The organism is Frankia sp. CgJB1 (genome assembly GCF_977947065.1).
The window spans coordinates 1-19,388 of record NZ_CDWTNB010000066.1 but is presented as its reverse complement, the minus strand read 5'-3'; the positions used below and the strand labels follow the sequence as shown (position 1 = coordinate 19,388).

The 19,388-nt window shown below is 69.4% G+C and carries 19 protein-coding genes and 1 pseudogene; 2 read left to right on the top strand and 18 right to left on the bottom strand.

Features of this window, described 5'->3' with window-relative positions; genetic code table 11:
• Positions 1-695, top strand: a 695-nt coding sequence (locus tag AC08OT_RS09800; RefSeq protein WP_476593626.1) for a MurR/RpiR family transcriptional regulator, incomplete at its 5' end; no start/stop codon positions are given.
• 1,384 nt (positions 696-2,079) lie between these two features.
• Here the strand turns inward: AC08OT_RS09800 and AC08OT_RS09795 are convergent.
• The 3 genes from AC08OT_RS09795 to AC08OT_RS09785 all read right to left on the bottom strand — a co-directional run bounded on the left by AC08OT_RS09795 (position 2,080) and on the right by AC08OT_RS09785 (position 3,425).
• On the bottom strand, positions 2,080-2,343 hold the full coding sequence (locus AC08OT_RS09795) for a hypothetical protein (RefSeq protein WP_476595612.1): 264 nt from the start codon (positions 2,341-2,343) through the stop codon (positions 2,080-2,082).
• Between the two features lie 75 nt (positions 2,344-2,418).
• The gene (locus AC08OT_RS09790; protein WP_476595611.1) at positions 2,419-2,604 is read right to left on the bottom strand and encodes a hypothetical protein; all 186 of its coding nucleotides are present in this window, start codon (positions 2,602-2,604) and stop codon (positions 2,419-2,421) included.
• Between the two features lie 521 nt (positions 2,605-3,125).
• Entirely contained in the window at positions 3,126-3,425 is a 300-nt protein-coding gene (locus tag AC08OT_RS09785; RefSeq protein ID WP_476595610.1) for a hypothetical protein, read from the bottom strand.
• A gap of 149 nt (positions 3,426-3,574) precedes the next feature.
• Between AC08OT_RS09785 and AC08OT_RS09780 the strand changes: the two genes are divergently transcribed.
• Entirely contained in the window at positions 3,575-4,405 is an 831-nt protein-coding gene (locus AC08OT_RS09780) for a PhzF family phenazine biosynthesis protein (protein ID WP_476602745.1), read from the top strand.
• A 169-nt stretch (positions 4,406-4,574) separates the two neighbouring features.
• Here the strand turns inward: AC08OT_RS09780 and AC08OT_RS09775 are convergent, their stop codons facing one another.
• The 15 genes and pseudogenes from AC08OT_RS09775 to AC08OT_RS09705 all read right to left on the bottom strand — a co-directional run bounded on the left by AC08OT_RS09775 (position 4,575) and on the right by AC08OT_RS09705 (position 18,898).
• Positions 4,575-5,000 carry a cold-shock protein gene (locus AC08OT_RS09775; RefSeq protein WP_476593623.1) on the bottom strand — a complete coding sequence of 142 codons (426 nt, stop codon included), beginning with the start codon at positions 4,998-5,000 and terminating at the stop codon, positions 4,575-4,577.
• Between the two features lie 602 nt (positions 5,001-5,602).
• Complete coding sequence (gene hypE / locus AC08OT_RS09770; protein WP_476593622.1) at positions 5,603-6,682, bottom strand: hydrogenase expression/formation protein HypE; 1,080 nt, start codon at positions 6,680-6,682, stop codon at positions 5,603-5,605.
• Positions 6,672-7,826, bottom strand: coding sequence for a hydrogenase formation protein HypD (hypD, locus tag AC08OT_RS09765; protein WP_476593621.1), 1,155 nt, complete (start codon positions 7,824-7,826; stop codon positions 6,672-6,674). Before hypD ends, hypE begins: the two co-directional genes overlap by 11 nt.
• The gene (locus AC08OT_RS09760) at positions 7,823-8,128 is read right to left on the bottom strand and encodes a HypC/HybG/HupF family hydrogenase formation chaperone (protein WP_476593620.1); all 306 of its coding nucleotides are present in this window, start codon (positions 8,126-8,128) and stop codon (positions 7,823-7,825) included. The genes hypD and AC08OT_RS09760 overlap by 4 nt, the downstream gene beginning before the upstream one ends.
• A 7-nt stretch (positions 8,129-8,135) precedes the next feature.
• Positions 8,136-10,559 carry a carbamoyltransferase HypF gene (gene hypF, locus AC08OT_RS09755; protein WP_476602744.1) on the bottom strand — a complete coding sequence of 808 codons (2,424 nt, stop codon included), beginning with the start codon at positions 10,557-10,559 and terminating at the stop codon, positions 8,136-8,138.
• 180 nt (positions 10,560-10,739) lie between these two features.
• Complete coding sequence (locus AC08OT_RS09750) at positions 10,740-10,952, bottom strand: hypothetical protein (protein WP_462186348.1); 213 nt, start codon at positions 10,950-10,952, stop codon at positions 10,740-10,742.
• Between the two features lie 27 nt (positions 10,953-10,979).
• A complete protein-coding gene (locus tag AC08OT_RS09745) occupies positions 10,980-11,651 on the bottom strand; it encodes a DUF5947 family protein (protein ID WP_476593938.1) in 672 nt (223 codons plus the stop codon).
• Positions 11,652-11,712: 61 nt separating this feature from the next.
• On the bottom strand, positions 11,713-12,288 hold the full coding sequence (locus AC08OT_RS09740; RefSeq protein ID WP_462186350.1) for a NifU family protein: 576 nt from the start codon (positions 12,286-12,288) through the stop codon (positions 11,713-11,715).
• Positions 12,281-12,829, bottom strand: a complete 549-nt coding sequence (locus AC08OT_RS09735; RefSeq protein ID WP_476593939.1) for a nickel-dependent hydrogenase large subunit — start codon at positions 12,827-12,829, stop codon at positions 12,281-12,283. Before AC08OT_RS09735 ends, AC08OT_RS09740 begins: the two co-directional genes overlap by 8 nt.
• A complete protein-coding gene (locus tag AC08OT_RS09730; protein ID WP_476602743.1) occupies positions 12,826-14,082 on the bottom strand; it encodes a nickel-dependent hydrogenase large subunit in 1,257 nt (418 codons plus the stop codon). Before AC08OT_RS09730 ends, AC08OT_RS09735 begins: the two co-directional genes overlap by 4 nt.
• Before the next feature lie 147 nt (positions 14,083-14,229).
• Positions 14,230-15,309: an NADH-quinone oxidoreductase subunit B family protein gene (locus AC08OT_RS09725; protein ID WP_476593941.1), complete on the bottom strand. Its 1,080-nt coding sequence runs from the start codon at positions 15,307-15,309 to the stop codon at positions 14,230-14,232.
• A gap of 112 nt (positions 15,310-15,421) precedes the next feature.
• A pseudogene (locus AC08OT_RS09720) lies at positions 15,422-15,883 on the bottom strand (hydrogenase maturation protease); the annotation flags it as partial.
• On the bottom strand, positions 15,880-17,598 hold the full coding sequence (locus tag AC08OT_RS09715) for a hypothetical protein (protein ID WP_476593942.1): 1,719 nt from the start codon (positions 17,596-17,598) through the stop codon (positions 15,880-15,882). The gene AC08OT_RS09715 and the pseudogene AC08OT_RS09720, both read right to left, overlap by 4 nt.
• A 77-nt stretch (positions 17,599-17,675) precedes the next feature.
• Entirely contained in the window at positions 17,676-18,536 is an 861-nt protein-coding gene (gene hypB, locus AC08OT_RS09710) for a hydrogenase nickel incorporation protein HypB (RefSeq protein ID WP_476602742.1), read from the bottom strand.
• A complete protein-coding gene (locus AC08OT_RS09705; protein WP_476593944.1) occupies positions 18,488-18,898 on the bottom strand; it encodes a hydrogenase maturation nickel metallochaperone HypA/HybF in 411 nt (136 codons plus the stop codon). The genes hypB and AC08OT_RS09705 overlap by 49 nt, the downstream gene beginning before the upstream one ends.
• Positions 18,899-19,388 lie beyond the last annotated feature (490 nt).

The window sequence follows — 19,388 nt, the reverse complement described above, 5'->3', positions numbered from 1 at the left end:
CGACCGTGGTCCGGTTCTGTCAGGACCTCGGCCTCAAGGGCTTCGCCGACCTCAAGATCCGTCTCGCCGGCGAAGCGATTCCCCCCGAACGCGGCCTTCACGAAGACGTCACTCACGCCGACTCCCCTGCCACCATCCTGGAGAAGATCCTCCGCAGCACCGAGGCGGCCCTGTCCGAGACCACCCGCACCGTCGACCGCACGGCATTCGCCCGCGCGGTCGACGCCCTGCATCGCGCTGACCGGGTCCTGCTCATCGGCGCGGGGACGTCCGCCCCCCTCGCCCAGGACGCCGCCTACCGCTTTCGCACCCTCGGCCTGCTCGTCGAAGCCCCCGCCGACGTCCACGTCCAACATGTGGCCGCGCGCCTGCTGCCCCCCGCCTCCGCCTGCCTGGCCATCAGCCACACCGGGCAGACGCGTGAAACCCTGGCCGGCGCCGCCGCGGCGCGCGCGGCGGGGGCCACGACCATAGCCCTCACCAGCTTCTTCCGATCCCCCCTGACGAGGCTGGCCGACGTAGCCCTCGTCGCCGGCAGCAGCGAAACAAACTACCGAGTCGAGGCCATGAGCAGCCGCATCATCCACGCGACGGTCCTCGACGCCCTGTTCGTGGCCGTCCACCTCGCGCAACCCGACCGCGCCCAGAAAGCCCAGGAACTCACCGCCGAGGTACTTACCGAACACCGGATCTGACGTCCAAGTTCACGGAGGTGAACCCGCGGAGCGCGACGGCGAGGGTGGCCGTGGCCAGGGTGGCCATCTCCCGGTCCGGTACGGGGCCGGCGGCGGTATCGGCGGTCCTCTCACCCCGCCCGGACCGCACGAACTAAACAAACCGCGCAAACCGTGCGCCGGCCTCCCACCGCACCCGCTCGCACCCGCTCACTCAGGCGGCGCCCACGATCCTTCGACTGGCCTTCGGCCGGCGAATCTGGGGGACCTGAGCACGGTCCGCGGTCCCTGGACCGTGCCTTGCTCCCCACAACTCGGCCGGTCCGGCCGGACGCCGGCCACGCCGGGCGACCGAGATACCAGATGATAATGTATTCGCTATCTGCATTCACTATCTGCGTCCGGCGCCGGAACATTCACGTTCAGTGGCGCGGTCACTGCCGGGAAGGGCGTCACCTGCACCACCGAGGTGGCATCCGACGGGAAGTACGGCGGGACGCGGAGGGCGTCCCGATCGGCGTGAAATCCTTCACGCGGCACGGAAGGGCGCGACACGTGATTCCCGTCGCGATCGCCTTGCCGGGCCTGCCGTAGACCATGACGGCGAGCTTCCGAAAAAGCGCCGTGACCACGCTCGGCGTGAACGCCCCGCCCACCAACCGACACAATTGGGTAGTCAGATCACGGCCCGCTGCTGCGCCCCGGAGAGTACGAATGAGGGCACGAATGAGCCGACCCTCCCAATCCTTCCGGTAAAGTCGGACGGGACCCGGATCCGGACCCGGAGCGTGAAAAGCGACCAGAACCGTTGAGGCATGCCGCCGAACCTGGCGGACCGTCACGGCCGGGACCGTCACGGATTCCCCGCGCTGAGGGCACCATTGCCGGCGCACAGGCCATTGCAAGAGGTTTCGGGCGTCCGGCCGACGGCTTCCTCCGATGCTACCCGGCTCCGCCTCGAGCCGTTACCCGAACAAGCCAGCCGCAGGGGCGGCGGAGGCTTTCCCTCGCATCCACCAACGATTCGATAGACATCAGCAGCACTCCATCGCCTCACCGGTCAGTCATGACGGCCCTGAAGCCGCGCCCCCGGTTGGTTTCCGGAGTGCCCTGGGAAGGAGAATCCATGGCGGATCCCGTGGTGACCGACGTCGGGACGTCGGCACGCAAGATCAACCGCGAAGACCCGAACGGCGGATGCCCGGTCGTGCAGGGCGCCGACGGCGTATGGCGGATCAGCGGGTACGCCGCCGGACAGGCGGTGCTGCGCAGCCTGGAAACCAAGCAGGCCGGCCTCGGTATCGACGCCTCTAAGGCGATCCCCAAGCGGATCCGCCGGCCGGTGCTGCACAGCGACGGCCCCGAGCACCGGGAACGCCGCCGGCTGACCGCACGATTCTTCACTCTACGCAGGGTCGACGAGCACTACCGCGAGCTGATGCACCGCGTCGCCGACGAGCAGATCGACCGGTTGCGCCGAGAGCGGAGCGTCGACCTGTCCGAGCTCAGCTTCGCCCTCGCCGTCGAGATCGCCGCCGCGGTGATCGGCCTCACCAACAGCCGCCCCGGCATGGCCGCCCGCCTGGAACGGTTCGCCCAGGGAGACCTCGGACCGCCGAATGTCACCAGCATCCGCGGCATCAGGCAGTTCATCCGGCAGAACCGCCACGCCCTCGCCTTCTACCTCGCTGACGTGCGCCCCGCGGTACGCGCCCGCCGTCGGCGACGCACCGACGACCTCATCTCACACATGATCGATCAAGGCTGCACCAACGCCGAGATCTTCGCCGAGTGCGTCACCTTCGCACCCGCAGGAATGATCACCACTCGGGAGTTCATCAACGTCGCCGCCTGGCACCTGTTCACCGACGACACACTGCGCGCCCGCTACCGCGACGCCGACCAGACCGAACGGATCGCGATCCTGCACGAGCTCCTGCGATTGGAACCGGTCATCTCCACTCTACAAACGGCGCACGACAGCCGACATCCACCTACCGGGCCCACGCGGCCCGCTGACGATCCCAGCCGGCGCCCAGATCGACATCGCGGTGAGCAGCACCAACGTCGACACGCAGGCCATCGGCGCCGACCCGTACACGGTCCGCCCGCCCGCCCGATCGGCGACGGCGTGAGTCCGGCGGGGCTGAGCTTCGGCGAGGGGCCCCACAAATGCCCCGGCGCACACAGTCGCCATCCACGAAACCGACATCTTCCTGCACAAGCTGTTCATGCTCGACGGCCTACGCATGGCCAGCCCACCTCAGGTCACCCTCCGGGACGAGATCGCGGCCTACGAGCTGCGCGGTCTCGTCGTCGCGCTCGACTGAATCATCGCGTTCGGTTGAATCGTCGCGCTCGATTGACCTGGCCCCACGCGCCCGGCGCCGGGCACCAGGTACTGGCACCAGGTACCGGATCCGCGTCGTCGCCGACGATGAACCTGAGGCGTCACGGCACTCCCGGATCCATCACTCCCGGATCCATCAGCTCGGCCTGGCCGTTACGGATCTCCGCTCGGGCGTGCGCGACGAGCTCCTGAACGTCCCGTTCCACCTCGTCGGGGCCAAGCCCGAGCGCCGGCCCGATGTGGAGCGACCACACCTCGGACCGCAGGTTGGTCTCGAAGTCGAGTTCGGCACGGAGGTGGCACGGAGGTTCTGCCGGGCGGCCTCGCGGTTCTGGCGGAGGCGGGCGGCCACCCGCCTCGGCGTGATGGGGTCGGCTATGGGTGTCGGCGGAGGAACTCACGCCTTCATGCTGATATGCACCCGGAGGCATTCCCGCGCCGGCCCGCTCCTGGTGACGCCCCATCGTCTCCAGCCGCCTGGCGATCGGAATCCAGGAATTCCTCGCCCGCATCCGCGCGGTCAGCCGGCGGGCCGCGGGACACTGGGCCGATGCCGCGTCCCTTCCAACAGATCGATGTTTTCTCAAGATCCCCATATCAGGGCAATCCGGTAGCCGTCGTGCTCGACGGATCGGGACTCGACCCGGAGGAGATGCAACGGTTCGCCCGGTGGACGAACCTCTCGGAGACCACCTTCATCCTGCCGCCCACCTCACCGGACGCCGACTACCGGGTCCGGATCTTCACGCCCGGTGCCGAGCTGGCCTTCGCGGGGCATCCCACGCTGGGTACCTGCCACGCCTGGCTGACCACCCGGCCTCCGGCCGAACGGGGCGATGTGGTCGTTCAGGAGTGCGGTGCCGGGCTTATTCCCGTTCGGCGGACCGCGGACGGACTCGCGTTCGCCGCACCCCCGCTGCGACGCTCGGGGCCGGTCGAGGAGGCACTCATCCAGCGCATCAGCACGGTGCTGGGCATCGCCCGCGACGACATCGTGGCCGCCGAGTGGGCGGACAACGGGCCGGGATGGATTGCTGTTCTGCTCGACAGCGCCGAGGCGGTCCTCGCGTTGCAACCGGGCATCGTCGACCTGCATCTCGGCGTGCTCGGCCCGTATCCGCCAGAGTCGACCGAGACGTTCGAAGTTCGGGCCTTCTTCCCCGTGAACGGCACGATGAGGGAGGATCCGGTAACCGGAAGCCTCAACGCGTCCGTCGCCCAATGGCTGCTCCGGACCGGACGAGCGGGCGCGCCTTATACGGTGAGCCAGGGAACACTGCTCCACCGGACCGGACGGGTGCACATCTCCGCTGATGCGGACGGCACGGTCTGGATCGGCGGCGAAACGATCACCTGCGTGTCCGGCTTCGTCGAGCTGTAGGTTCCCCCCCGGCGGGAAGAACCGCCGCCGCGCGGGACGCCGAACGACGGCGCCTGCCCGGCTCCGCCGGACCGCCCGCGCGATCCAGATCCTCCCGCCCCCGAGGCCCTGAGGCCTCCCACGTCCGGGCAAGAGACGGCCGGACACGGGAAAGGCGCCCGGATACGCGTCAGTTCTCGATCCAACCGTACTTCTCGGCCACGCCCATCAGCTCGCTTCTGACCCGAACTATCTGCGTCCCCGTCAGGGTCGGGTCGATCCGGAGCAACAGTTCGGTGATTTCCTGGGTGAACTCCCCGACCGGCAGGACGTCACAGAGAGCGTCGGAATCGTCCGCGTGGACGGTTCCCCTCGTCGGCGCCGGAGCGGCCAGGCCCGAAGCCGCAGGTGTGGACCTGAGGATGCGGGCCGAACTGGCCTTCAGCCCACGCTCGCCCTCCTCGATCTCGAACTCCATGACGGCCCCGGGGACGACGAGATTCTTCTCAATAAGAAGATCATTGGCATGTAGGAAAATATCGTCTCCTCCGTCACTGGGAGCTATGAAACCGTAACCCCGAACATGGTCGAAGCGAAGAACCTTACCTGTACTCATGACTCACCTCAACAACACCCGAAAGACCATACGATTATCCACCGCCACTTCGCCCACTCAACCGCCACGTGGCGAGCCGGACGGCTCGAGAGTGAAGCATACCCCCACAGCCCCAACCGACCGCAAGCCCGACGCATCCACCCTCACCCTCGATGGAAACAACCGCGCCAATGCCCACCCACGCTACCTCGGTTGAGACCAACGTTCAACGCGGAACGATGGGTCATCCTTTCGCGATTACGACCACACCCCCAAGACGGATCCGCGATCACAGGAACGAACATGTGTTCGACACTGCCGGGCGAGGGGGCTACGCTTACAACCATGTTCACGTCCACATCGTCCCCGGCCACCTGACCATGATTGTCGCCATCCCGAGCCGCCGACGCCTGTCTCCGAACGTCGGGAGGACGTCCTCGCCGCATTCCGCCGGACGCCCGCGGCGCGCCGGTCAGTCACTCCCTGAGCCCCGGCCCGCCACCGAGAGACTGACAGGCATGCACGTCACCATTCCACCTGCCCGAGGATCTCGTCGAATTCAGCGACAGAGGCGCGGACCAGAATGCACGGGTCCGCCCTCAACTCGAAAACAGCTCAGGGATTCAGCAGATTCGGGGAAGTTGCTCGCCGACCGGGAGGTCCACCACGCGGCTCGCGCCGAGACCGGTCCTCGCGACCACCATTCCCGGGTGTTCCGCGGTCACCATACCTATCACGGCCGCGTTTCGGCCGAGTGGGCACGCGCGCATCGCCTCAAGCACCCGATCGGCGCCCCGCGGCGCGACCATCGCCACGAGCTTGCCCTCGTTGGCAATGTAGAAGGGGTCCAGCCCGAGAATGCTGCAGGCGTCGAGGACCGGCTCGGGAACGGGAACATGCCGTTCGGTGATGACGATTCCCACCCGCGCGGTCCGCGCGATCTCGTTGAGTGTCGCGGCCAGTCCTCCGCGCGTCGGGTCCCGCAGGGCGTGCACGTCCGCACCGGTGCGCAGCATAGCGCCGACCAGTCCGTGCAACGGAGCGGTGTCACTGCGGACCGCCGTGGCAAATTCCAGGCCCTCCCGGCAGCTGAGCACGGCGATCCCGTGCAGCCCGATCTCGCCGCTGACCAGGACGACGTCGCCCGGCCGGGCCCGAGCGGGCCGGATGTCGACGCCGTCGGGAACCAGGCCGATCCCCGCCGTGTTGACGTAGACCCCGTCACCGTGACCGGCATCGACGACCTTGGTGTCACCGGTTACCAGCCGGACGCCCGCGGCACGGGCCGCCGCTCCGAGCGCATCCGCCACCCGGCCAAGATCGGTCAGTTCGGTGCCCTCTTCCAGGATGAACGCGGTCGAGAGGTATCGGGGTTCGGCGCCGGACATCGCCAGGTCGTTGACAGTTCCGTTGACCGCGAGATCGCCGATCGAGCCGCCGGGGAAGAACAACGGTCGAACGACGTAGGAGTCGGTGGTGAACGACACCCGTGCGCCGTCGACGGTGACCACGGCCGCATCCCCCAGGTCCTCCGGACCGCCCGCGCCGGCGACTCCGAAGGCCGGCAGGAAGAGGTGCTCGACGAGCTCGGCCGACATCGCGCCCCCGCCGCCATGCCCCATCACGATCGTGGGGCACTCCACCAACGGCACAGGACAGGTCCACGCGGCCGGATCCACCGCCGTCACGGCCTCATCCACCATGTCCCACCTCCAGCGCACGTCCCGCTTCCGGCGAGGCCTGCGCAACCGCCGGAGAGGTGCTCATCCGGCGGTAGAGGTAGTAGGCGGCACAGGCCCCTTCGGAGGACACCATGGTCGCGCCGAGCGGGGTCCGCGGCGTGCACTGCCGTCCGAAGGCCACGCACTCATGCGGCTTGATCAGGCCTTGGAGCACCTCGCCCGATCGGCACGCCGAAGACTCGGCCGTGTGGACATCCGCCACGGCGAACCGCAGCTCCGCGTCGAAGTCGCGGTAGGCCGGCGACAGGCGCCAGCCGCTGCCCGGGATGACACCGATGCCCCGCCAGGCCCGGTCGGCCACCTCGAAAACGTCCCGCAGCATCGCGATGGCGGCCGGGTTGCCGGCGGCCGGAACCGCCCGGGGATAGGCGTTCTCCACCTCGTGTCGGCCGGCCTCCAGCTGCACCACGGTGCGCCGGATGCCCTCGAGGAGGTCGAGTGGTTCGAAGCCGGTGACCACGATCGGCACGCCGTAACGCCGCGCCAGAGCTGGGTACTCGCCGGTGCCCATCACGCTGCAGACGTGACCAGCGGCCAGGAACCCCTGGACGCGGCAGCTCGGTAACTCCATGATCGCAGCGATCGCCGGCGGTACCAGCGCATGCGACACCAGCAGGGAGAAGTTGCCCAAGCCGAGCCGTTTCGCCTGGAAAACCGTCATCGCGTTGGCCGGCGCAGTGGTCTCGAATCCGATCCCGAAGAACACGACCTCCCGATCGGGGTTGCGCTGGGCGATCGTCAGGGCGTCCAGCGGGGAGTAGACCACCCGGACGTCGGCACCCGCGCTCTTCACCCGGAAAAGGTCCCGATCGCTCCCCGGTACCCGCAGCATGTCGCCGAAGGAGCAGAAGATGACGCCCGGCCGCGCGGCGATCTCCAGAGCCCTGTCGATGATCTCGAGTGGGGTCACGCACACCGGGCAACCGGGACCGTGGATCATCTCGATGCCCTCGGGCAGAAGCTGATCGATACCGTGCCGGATGAGCGAGTGGGTCTGCCCACCGCAGACCTCCATGATCGACCATGGGCGGGTCGTCGTCGCGTGGATCTGTTCCAGCAGCCGACCGGCCAGCTCCGGATCCCGGAACTCCTCCAGATACCTCACCGCGTCATCCCCTCCTCCTCGCCGGCCCCGCGGGCCGTGGCACTCACACCGTCCGCACCGTCACCCAACTCCTCGGTCAGGAGTCCCATCCGCGCGAAGGTGGCCAGCGACGCCAACGCCGACCGTTCGTCCAGCCGTTGGATCGCGAACCCCACATGCACGATCACGTACTCGCCGACCGTGATCTCGGGCAGGTACTGCAGGCAGGCGTCCTTGCGCACACCTCCGAAATCGACCTCGGCCATCCGGGCCCCGTGGCGTTCCTCGATCCCCACCACCCGTCCTGGAACCGCGAGACACACCTGTTCCTCACCCCTTTTCCCGCGCTGCGGCGACGAGCAGCTGACCGAGAGCGATCCCCCCGTCATTCGGAGGTACCCGCGCATGCCGCAGCACCGTGAAGCCCCCTGCACGCAGTGCCCTGGATGCAGCCATCGCCAGAACGGCGTTCTGGAAGACCCCGCCGGTGAGTCCGACCAGGTCAAGGCCCACCTCTACGCGTACTCGCCGGGCGAGGTCCACGATCATCGCCACGACGGCTGTATGGAAACGGGCCGCGGCGGTCTCCACGGCGAGCCCGGCCGACAGATCCCTCACCATCGCCCGGATGACCGGCGCCGGGTCGATAATCAGCGGCCTGCCCGGCCCCTGCCCGCGCAAGGCGAACGCGTGGCGTTCGCGGTCGTCCGCGCCGCCGCCGGTCGCGGCCCGCGCCCGGGCCTCCAGCTCGATCGCCGCCTGCGCCTCGAAGTCGACCTCGTGACGGATGCCGAGCAGCGAGCTGACCGCGTTGAAGAGCCGCCCCATGCTGGAGGTCGGCACGCAGCCCAGCCCGCTGGCCAGCTGGTGGGTCAGCGCCCGCCGCTCCGGCTGCGGGCAGGCGACGACCGGCGGCAGGATGGGATCCCAGCGGACTCCGGCGGCGTGCAGATGGGCAAGCGCCATCCGGCAGGGCCGCCGAACCGCGGCGTCCCCACCGGCAAGCGGCACATAGCCCAGGTGGGCGAAGCGCCGGAACCCGTGGTAGTCGGCGATCAGCGCTTCGCCGCCCCACACGGCCCGGTCGGGGCCGTAGCCGGTCCCGTCAAAGGCGAATCCCATCACCGGCCGGGTGCCGTCGAGGCCGTGCTCGGCCATCAGCGCGGCCACATGGGCATGGTGGTGCTGCACGGTCCGTACCGGTCGGCCGGCGGCGTGCCGCACCGCCCACTGGCGCGACCGGTAGCCCGGGTGCGCGTCGGTGACGAGCTGGCGGGGGGTGACGCCGGTCAGGTGCTCGAGGTGCCGCTCGGCGGCATCGAGGGCGCGCATGGTGGCCAGGTCGTCCATGTCCCCGATGTGCCCGCTGAGCCAGGCCGACCGGCCCGAGCCCAGGCCGCAGGTGTTCTTGAGGTCGGCTCCGACGGCCAGCGTCGGGGGCACCTCGAACGGCAGCGGCGCGTAGCCACGCGAGCGGCGTACCGGCGACGGGGCACTGTCGACCACCCGGACAACGGAGTCGTCGCAGGGCACCCGGATCGGACGGTCGTGGCGCAGCCAGCCATCGACGAGCGGGGCGAGCCGGCGCAGAGCGTCGGCGTCGCCGGCCGCGATCGGCTCGCCGCCGAGGTTCCCGGAGGTCATCACCAACGGCGGCCATCCGGCGGTGCCGACGGTTCGATGGACGGGCCCGGGCTCGCCTGGCAGGCCGAGCAGCAGATGGTGCACCGGCGTGTAGGGCAGCAGCAGACCGAGATCGGGGTTGTCCGGGGCAACGGAGTCGGCGAGCGCGGGACGGCCGTCGCGGCGACGGCGCACCAGCACGATGGGCCGAGCGGGGTCGGTGAGCAGGGCCGCCTCCGGCTCGTCGACATGCGCCAGGCCCCGGGCCGCAGCCAGGTCGTGGACCATGACGGCGAACGGCTTGCCGCCGCGCCGTTTGCGGCGTCGCAGGGTCGTCACCGCCGTCGGGTCGGTGGCGACGCAGGCGATGTGGTAGCCGCCCACCCCCTTCACCGCCAGGACGCCACCGTCGGCGAGCAGCCGCCGCGCCGCAGCGAGCGCGTCCTCGCCGGTCCGCGGCGCGCCCGACGGCGACACGAACTCCAGGCGCGGTCCGCACGCCGGGCAGGCGATCGGCTGGGCATGGAAACGCCGGTCGGCCGGATCGGAGTACTCCCGCTCACACACGGGGCATATGGCGAACCGGGCCATCGTCGTTGCCGGCCGGTCGTAGGGAAGGTCGGTGATGATCGTGAACCTGGGTCCGCAGTTGGTGCACGTGATGAACGGATGCCGGTAGCGCCGGTCTGCGGGGTCGGCCAGTTCCCGCAGGCAGTCCGGACATGTCGCCACGTCGGGGGCCGCCGCCGTACGCCCGCCCGCGGCCGGCCGGGACCGGGCGATCGCGAAGCCGGATCCGCCACAGGGCGGAAGCTCCGTGGTCACGACCCGCTCGACCATGGCCAGCGGCGGCACGTCGCAGCGAAGCCGGCGGGCGAAGTCCTCGACCGCGCCGGGGGTTCCCTCGACCTCCGTGACCACGCCGCCGGTGTCGTTGCGCACCCAGCCGGTCAGAGCCAGCTCCGTCGCGGCGGCGTGGACGAACGGCCGGAAGCCGACCCCCTGGACCAGCCCCTGGACGACGAACCGTCGCCGGGCCCGGCCGCCCGGGCCGGCCTCCCGACTCGGTTCACCGGCCCCGCCCACCGAGAGCGCCGGCCGGGTCATGCGGCCCGCCGTGCCGTCCGCCATCACATCTTCTCGATCCTGATGTATCGGACGAGGGCCGGATACTCCCTCCAGAACAGGCCGACGGCACCGGCCACGCCGACGGTCGCCAGCACCAGCTTGCGACTACTCATGCTCCACCTCCTCGGTACCGCTTTCTCATGGGTATCCGCGGGCTTCGGGTGGTGCGCCGCCCGCTGGGCGCTACCCCGGCGGCAGGTTGGGCATGCTCCTCGGTGCGACGGGATTGCGCCTCTTCGGCCGGACGCCGGTGGAGCGCCGTGCGTCGGCGCTGCCATCGGCGTGGTGCCCCGCCTGCCATCGGTACGAACCGGTCGCGTTGCCCTGCGCTACCCCCTTGACGTGAGCGGTGGCGTCCGGCGCGACGTCGGGCTTACCGACTCGGATCTCGGCCATCTCGTCCTCCCCTCCCTCTCTTTCCTCTCAGCCCCGCCCCGCGGGGCCCGCGCGGCCCTGGCCCGTGAGATGGACCGGCCGTGCGGGCGCAACGGGCTCCCGGACCCCGGCCCGCACCGGGCTTGCGGGCCGGCGGCCGAGATCGGCGAAGAACCCGTCGATCGCCGGCCGCACGCGCCTGCCTCCGGACAGGCCCCTCCACTCCCGCCGGATGACCGCCACGAGCCGGTGACAGTCGTCGACGGGAACGATCCAGTGCTCGTGGCGGCCGTGGACGGTGTTCGTCAGCAGTGCCTCGACCAGCGGTGTCAGGTCACCCAGCGCCGGGCAGCGCCGCACGATGCTGCGCCACGTGCCGGGCTCGACGTCCCAGCGGGTGGCGCCCATCGGGCTGGGATAGCGGGCGCTGACCGAGCCGTCGGTCCCGACGACGAAGAACGCCAGCCCCACCGGGGTACCCAGCTCGTCCGCGTCGAGTGCGGGAAGCCGCAGCCGTCGCCGGGGAACAAGCCGGAAGTGCCCACGCCCGGCAGCCTCCCGGTCGAACAGCAGCGCGCACGCCTGGCAGGCGCAGAGCAGCTCGTCGCGTTGTTCGTCGAGGATGTGCCGATGCTCCGCCGGCACGGCGGTCCGGCACATGTCGCAGCGGGCCTCGGCCGCGCCGGCGCGGCCGGTCGCGGCGCGCACGAGCCGCCGCAACGCGCCGTCGGCCGTCGGGGATATCGGGGACGTCGGGGACGTCGCGGGGATATCGGGGACGTCATGGGCCCACCCCGTCAGCGACGGGCCGGGCGAGCACGGTGTCGAGGGGAACGAAGGCGGTCCGCTCGGGTGCGCCCGGCGCGGGCAGGCGCCGGACGTCGGACAGCTCCGGCGCGACGGCGAGCACGGCCTGGCGAACCGCCTCGGTGATCCCCGCCGAGGTCGAGCCACACCCGCCGAGGGTCAGCCGGACCTCGGCCACCCCCCGTTCGATCCCACTCAGCTCGATCTCCCCACCCCGGTCCCGGATCCCGGGCCGAAGCTGTTCGATCGCCCGCGCGACCCGGGCCCCGACCGGCTCGGGATGGACGTCGTGCAGGACGAGCAGATGGTCGAGCAGCTCGTCGCCGGTGAACGCGGCGAGCACCTCCGGGGCCCCCGACGCGTATCCGACGGCTCGGGCCAGCGCCTCGCCGTACACCGCCGCGAGTGTCGCCACCGCATCGATCGCCAGCTCGCCACTCGGCCCCGGAATGCGCTCCACCTGCGCCAGCACCTCGTCGAGGTGGGCGAGCCGGCCCCGCACGGCGAGATCGTCGAGCCGGTGCCCACCCGCGCCGTCCGGATCAACCATGGCTGGCCCCGAACATCGGCGAGTGCACCGTGCGCAGAGTGCGGTCCCGACCGAGATACATGTGCACCCCGCAGGGCAGGCAGGGGTCGAAGCTGCGCACCGTCCGCATAACGTCGACGCCCTTGAACCCCTCCGGACCGTTCTCCTCGAAGATCGGCATGTTCTGGACCGCGTCCTCGTAGGGGCCCGGGGTCCCGAAGAAGTCGCGGGGGCTGCCGTTCCACGGCGTCGGCGGGTAGGGGTGATAATTGGCGATCTTGCCGTCGCGCACCACCATGTGGTGCGACAGCACGCCGCGCACCGCCTCGTGGAAACCGCAGCCGATCGTCTCGTCCGGCACGTCGAAGTCGCAGAACACCCGAGTGTCACCCGAGCGCACCCGATCCATGCCCTGCTCGAGGAAGTACAGCGCCATCGCCGCCGTGTAGGCGACGAAGTAGACGCGGGCCCGGTCCCGCTCGATCGCGTTCGACCAGGCCGGCGGCTTCCACTGCAGGTCGACAGCGGGCAGCGTGCGGCTGCGCGGCAGCGAGATGTTCACCGCGCCCCGGTCGCGGTGACGTAGGGGGTGTTCACCAGTCCGGCGAGTGCCGTGGTGTAAAGCCGGGCGAAGGGCCCTCCCCCGTTATCCAGGGCGAGATGCTCGCCGCTGCGGGCGTCGAGCCACCGCGGGCTCATCACCCAGCTGTACTTCTCCCCGAAGTCCCGCTTCTGCGGCACCGGCAGCGTCGTCTGGTTCCACGGATGGCGCATGTCGACCGGATTTCCGAGCGGATCCCGGGTGACGAACGGCTCCTCGTTCACCCAGTCCTGGTAGAAGGAACTGCCCAGCAGGATCCGGATACCCAGATTGATCTCCACCAGGTCGGTGGTCAGCAGATCGCCATCGACGAAGATCCCGGGTGTCACGTGCATCGCCCGGCCCCAGGTGGTCATGTTCTCGTACCGGTAGTCCACGACGTTCGGATCCTGGAACGCGCCCCAGCAGCCCAGCAACACCCGGCGGCGGCCGACCTCCTCGTAACCGGGCAGCGCCTCGTACCAGAAGTCGAACAGGTCGTCGTTCAGCGCGACGGCCTTCTTGACGAAATCGAGGATCTCCATCAGCCGGCTGAGGTAGTCGGTGAACACCGTCGGTTCCGGCATCGTGCCGACCCCACCCGGATACAGCGTGGAGGGGTGCACGTGCCTGCCCTCCATCAGGCAGAACATCTCGCGGGTGATCCGGCTGACCTTGAGGGCCTCCCGGTAGATCTCTCCCTCGAACGGGTTGAACGAGCGCATGATGTCAGCGATAGTCCGCATGCCGTGCACGGCCGCGTTCGGTGCGGCAGTGGCCTCTGCCCGGGCCAGCACGCCGGGGTTGGTCTGCTTGACCATCGCCTCGCAGAAGTCCACGAATACCAGGTTGTCCTGGAAGATCGTGTGGTCGAACAGGTACTCGGCGGCCTCTCCGAGATTAATGATCCATTCCGCCATCGGCGGGTTCGCGATGCCGTACGCCATGTTCTGGGCGTAGACCGAGCAGGTGGTGTGGTTGTCCCCGCAGATGCCGCAGATGCCGCAGATGCGGCTGGTGATGAAACCCGCGTCCCGCGGGTCCTTGCCCTTCATGAACACCGAATAACCGCGGAACAGCGACGAGGTGCTGTGACACTCGGTGACCCGCCGATTGGCAAAATCGATCTTCGTGTAGATCCCGAGATTGCCGATGATGCGCGTGATCGGGTCCCACGCCATCTCCACGATCTGGGCGGGCTTCTCCCTGGTTCTCGACTGCCTGGCCGTCGTCATCGCACAATCCCTTCGGCATCGCTGGGCCCGGCCCTAGAATTCGTAATGAAGTAATTAATGCAAGCCAATATGCGTCTTCGCAGGTCACGGGCTCGCGAGGACCCCGAAGTGAACAAGTTATTTCATTCCGAATTCCTAGGCCCGGTCCTAGGAGCGGTAACGCGGGTCGTAGCCGGTGGTCAGCATCTCCCGGTTGTGCCGCCACTTCGGCTCGGTGTTCGCCGTCGCATTGGTGATGCCACGCAGCCTGCGGATAAACGACCCGTAAGGTTTGATCGCGAGCGAGGACAGGCTCGCTCCCGGCGGCATGTCCATGAACGGCATGAACTTGTCCGGGAATCCCGGAATCGTGCAGGCGATGCAGATGCCGCCCACGTTCGGGCAGCCGCCCAGCCCGCCCATCCATCCGCGCTTGGGCACGTTGCAGTTCACCACCGGACCCCAACAGCCGATCTTCACCTGGCACTTCGGCGAGTTGTAGTCCTTCGCGAAATCGGCCTGCTCGTAGTAGCCCGCCCGGTCACAGCCCTCGTGCACGGTCCGGCCGAAAATCCACTGGGGTCGGAGCTGGTCGTCCAGCGGTGGCGGTGGTGCCGCGCCCGCCGCGTGGTAAAGCACCCAGGTCAGCGTCTCCATGAAGTCGTCCGGTTGGACCGGGCAGCCGGGGACGTTGACGATCGGCAGGTTGCCGGCGGAGGTGAAGTCATGGCCCAGGTAGTCGGCAAGGCCCATCGACCCGGTCGGGTTGCCGGCCATCGCGTGGATCCCGCCGTACGCGGCGCAGGTGCCGATCGCGACGACCGCCCACGCCCTGGGGGCCAGCCGGTCGATCCACCAGTTCAGGGTCAGCGGCTGGCCGGTGTCCGGATCGTTCCCGAACGACGTCCAGTACCCGTCGCCGTGGATGTTCTCGTTCGGGATCGAGCCCTCGATGACGAGGATGAACGGCTCGATGTCACCGCGGGCCGCGGCTCGGTACGGGGCCAGGAACTCCTCCCCGCCGACGGTCGGCGACAGCACCTTGTTGTGCAGATGGACCGTCGGCAATCCCGGCACGAGCCCGGTGACGACATCCTCGATCGCCGGCTGGGAGGCCGCGGTCACCGACACCGTGTCGCCGTCGCAGCTCATCCCCTCGGAGATCCAGAGGATGTGCACCTCGTCGAAACCGCCGCGTCGCGGGCTCCCGGGCTGCGGAGTCACGGACTGCGGGTTCGTGGCCGTCATCTTGGCCTCTCCCTCCTACTGGCGGATGCTGGCACGGGCCGGGGTCTCGGATGATCTGCGCGATGAGCCGCACCGCGTCGTCGACGGCCATCCCCGCGGCGCGGGACAGTCCCATCCGCTCCTCGACGACGGCGGGTCGGCAGCCGACGACCAGCACTCGGCCGACATCGCCACCGAGGCCCCGCAGCAACCGCAGGACCACGTCGGGAGACATGCCATGGGCGTCCATGACGGGGATCTCGTCGACGGGGATGTCGTCCACGCCGGCCCCGTCAAGTTCGGGCCGGAGCACCGTGAGAGTCCCCGGTGGATCGGTCGACGAGACCGCGTCGACGAGGATCACCACGTCGTACCGGCCGTCGAGGAGCTCATAGGCGAGATGCACGCCGCGGATCCCGTAGTCGACGACGTCCACCCCGGCCGGCAGGTCCGCCGGGTCGATGCGGCGCACGACCTCCACCCCGAATCCGTCGTCGCCGAGGAACACGTTGCCGATCCCGGCCACGAGGACGCGCGGTGGGCCCGCGGACGGACCCGCAGACGGAACCGCGCGGGTGGGCGCCGGTCCGCTCATGACGCACCCGGTCCGTCGGTGAGCGGTGCCAGCTCCTCGGGTGCGAAGTAGTAATGACGGCCGTACCACCGGTGCAGATCGGCGGCCGGGTCGTCGTCCAGGGACACCGCGACGTGCCAGGCGCCGTCGACGTCCAGAAAGACGGCCTGAACCCGGGCCTCTCGCCCCATGAAAAACATGTCGTGCGCGTCGCTTCCACGGCCACTTTCACGGCCACGGGGATGCAGCCGGACCCGACTGCCCTTGGCGATCATCACGCCGTCCAGGGAAACACTGTCGCTGTCCGGACGGACCGACCGGTCCGCCTCCGGCTCCCACCATCGCGTGGTCGCGGCGGCGACCGGTGCGGCAACCGGTACGCCGGCCGGTGCGCCGGCCGGTGCGGCCCCGGACGACGGAACCGGTCGCAGCGACCGGACGGCACCATGCAGGCGGGCGAGGGTGTCCTGCGGGATGCCGTCGACCCGGTCGATGATCTCCGCGGCGCGGCGATCGGTCGCCCGGGCCTCGTGTTTCTCGTCGTCGGTCAGAGCCAACGTGCGCAGCGAGAGGATTTCATCGATCTCGGTGGCGTCGAAGAGGTCACCCGGGCTCTCGGGGGCGCTCCGGGGATGATCGTACAGGATAATCGGCGAGGACAGCATCACATCCGGCGCTCCGTCGGCACCGGCGAGAACGGGAAAGGTGTGGATGTTCTCGCACCCCCGTGTCGCCCCGGCGGCCCAGGTCGGCGGATCGAGCAGCGAGAGGAACCGTCCCCCGCGCACACCCAGGAGGCTGTGTGTCGCGATCATCGATCGGCGCAGCGCCATCGGTCGCGCGGCGCCGACGGGGACGTCCGCCACCGTGTTCTCGACGGCCAGGCGCAGCCGGTACAGCCGGAAGGGAGCCGCGGCCCGCGTCACGGACACCCGGACCGTCGCCGAGACCGGCCACCGCCGGCGAACCACCCGACCCGCACCGCCGCGCCCAACGTCGCGGCCCGCCAGGTTGCCGCGATCGTCCAACGGCTCAATCTCCATGCCACCGGGCAGGCTCAGGCTGAACGACTCTCCACGATCAGCCTGTTCCGCCGACCGGCCCCGCACAGCCGGGTCGGCCAGGTCGGCCAGGTCGAGAGTGAGACCGACCTCGCGCGGCACCGCCTCGTCGAAACTCAGCCGAGCAGTACCGTCCGCCTTCAGCGCGTCGACCTCACCGAACGCGCCGTCGGCTCCTCTGACCTCGACCGAACGGCGCTGGAGCTGCAGAAAGCGCAGCCGGACGACGACCGAGGCGGTCGGGGACAGCTCAAGAAGACAGAGCTCAAGAAGACAGTCAGTCTGCTGGCACCACGCATCCGTCGATCCGGCGACGGTCCGTGGGACCGGCCCACCCGCCTCGACCCAACGCCGCGGCGCGAGCACCCCGAACTGCCACCGCATCCGGTTCTTGCCCGAGGAGCGGCGATACGGATAGAGCAGGTAGCCCTCGTGCAGCACCGCGTCAGCCACTGCACGGGCCGACGCGAAACCGGCTGGACAGCTCCCACCGGCCTCGTCAGCACCGATGCCGGCCCCCACGTCCACGTGAAGGGTGGTCGGCGCACCGGGTGTCGTCATCATGGCGAGCGGTGCCCAGGACAGGACGAACCCGCGAGCAGCATGACGGTCCCCCTTCGGCGGAGCCGTGGCACCACCCCTGGGGACGATGCCCACCGTACTGTAACTACACATAATTACGTATTATGACTATATGTAGTCACGAGAGCGCTCGTAGCTATTCTTCGACGGGTTGCCCGGGTGTCGCGGCCTCAAACACCGTGAGACGGCCCGCTCGACCGCGGGCGGTGGCCGGCACCTTGCTCGGCGCGCAGCCAGGCGTACCACTGGCCCAGGCCGGGCCCCAGCCTCAGGCCCGACCCCGATCCCGGGGCCGCGCAGACGCGCAGCACGTCGACCCGGGGATTGATCCGGTGAACCTGCGCCTCGTACCGCGCGACGTCGACGTCGAGGTAGGGCAGCAGGTCGCACTTGGTGAGCAGGACGAGATCGGCAGCCGCGAACATGTGCGGATACTTGGTCGGCTTGTCCTCGCCCTCGGTGACGGACATCAGCACCACCCGGGCTCGCTCGCCCAGGTCGAACAGCGCCGGGCAGACCAGATTGCCGACGTTCTCGATGAACACCATCGAACCCTCGGATGGTTCGAGTTCACGCAGCGCACAGTCGATCATGGCCGCATCGAGATGGCAGCCACGACCAGTGTTGATCTGGACGACGGGAGCCCCCGTGGACCGGATGCGCTCGGCGTCCCGGATGCTTTCCTGATCACCTTCAACCACCGCGATCGGCACGCTCACGCCGAACTCGCGGACGGTCCGCTCCAGCAGCGTCGTCTTGCCCGATCCCGGCGAGCTCATCAGGTTGATCGCCAGCACGTCACGAGCGAGCAGGCGGCGGCGGTTCGCCTCGGCGAGCATGTCGTTCCTGGCCAGCACCCGCTCCTCGACGACCACGGTGCGCGACGAGGTCCCCCCGTCATGCGCGTGGCCGTCATGCGCCGGGCCGGGACTGACGAGGACCGGGCCGACCGGGCCAACAGGGTCGACGGAGGTGAGGGAGGTTAGTCGGGGCGGCGGCGCGGCGTCGTCACACCCGCAGGTTCCACACATCCCACATCACCTCCGCCGCTCGGCACGGGTGTCACCTCGACCGCCTCGATCATCAGCTCGTCGCCACCGACCACCTCGACGTCGGCGCTGCCGCACGGGCAGAGCACCAGGAGCAGGAGGTCGTCGGCCTCGAACGTGGCGCCGCACCGCCGGCAACGGGCACGGCCCGGCGGTTCGTCGATCTCCAGGCGAGCGCCTTCGACCGGCGTGCCCGCTGCCACCAGGTCGAAACAGAACCGGACGGAGCCGGGCACGACGCCGGACACCTGCCCGATGACCAGGTGAACCGCCGTGGCCCGCGCCGCCCCGATCCGTTCCACGATCGTGTCCACGACGTTCTGGATGATCGCCAGCTCGTGCATCCGCGGCTCCTCGGCGCCCGGCACGGCCGTGACGTCGGGCGTTCACACCACCGGGGTTCCTGTCCTCGTCGACCGGCGCCCGCACCTGCTCCGACGCGGCCCGCACTCCGCGGCATCACTGGAGCGCCGCCGCTCGCGGCCGGCCCGTCGGTCTCCCTACCCGTTCGGTGTCGAGGACTACCGCCCGGCGTTGAGGACAGTCCTCGCGGGCGACCTGACAGATCATGGCCGTTGTCACTCTGCTGACAGCGTCCCTTTCTCGATGCCCTCTTCTCGATAAAAACGACAGGACTGCACAAAAGGACATATTCCGCACCAATCTTGCTGATGGCAGGGTGGCGGCAAAGAACGCCATCAGCCGGATGGTTCGCCGTGGCCGCCTCGGTCCGATCCGACCGAAAAAGGGGGACCCATGGCTCTCTCGCGCCCGGCACCGCCGACCGACAATGAGCCAGCAGGACGAGGTTAGGGGTCGTCATTAAATAAGTTA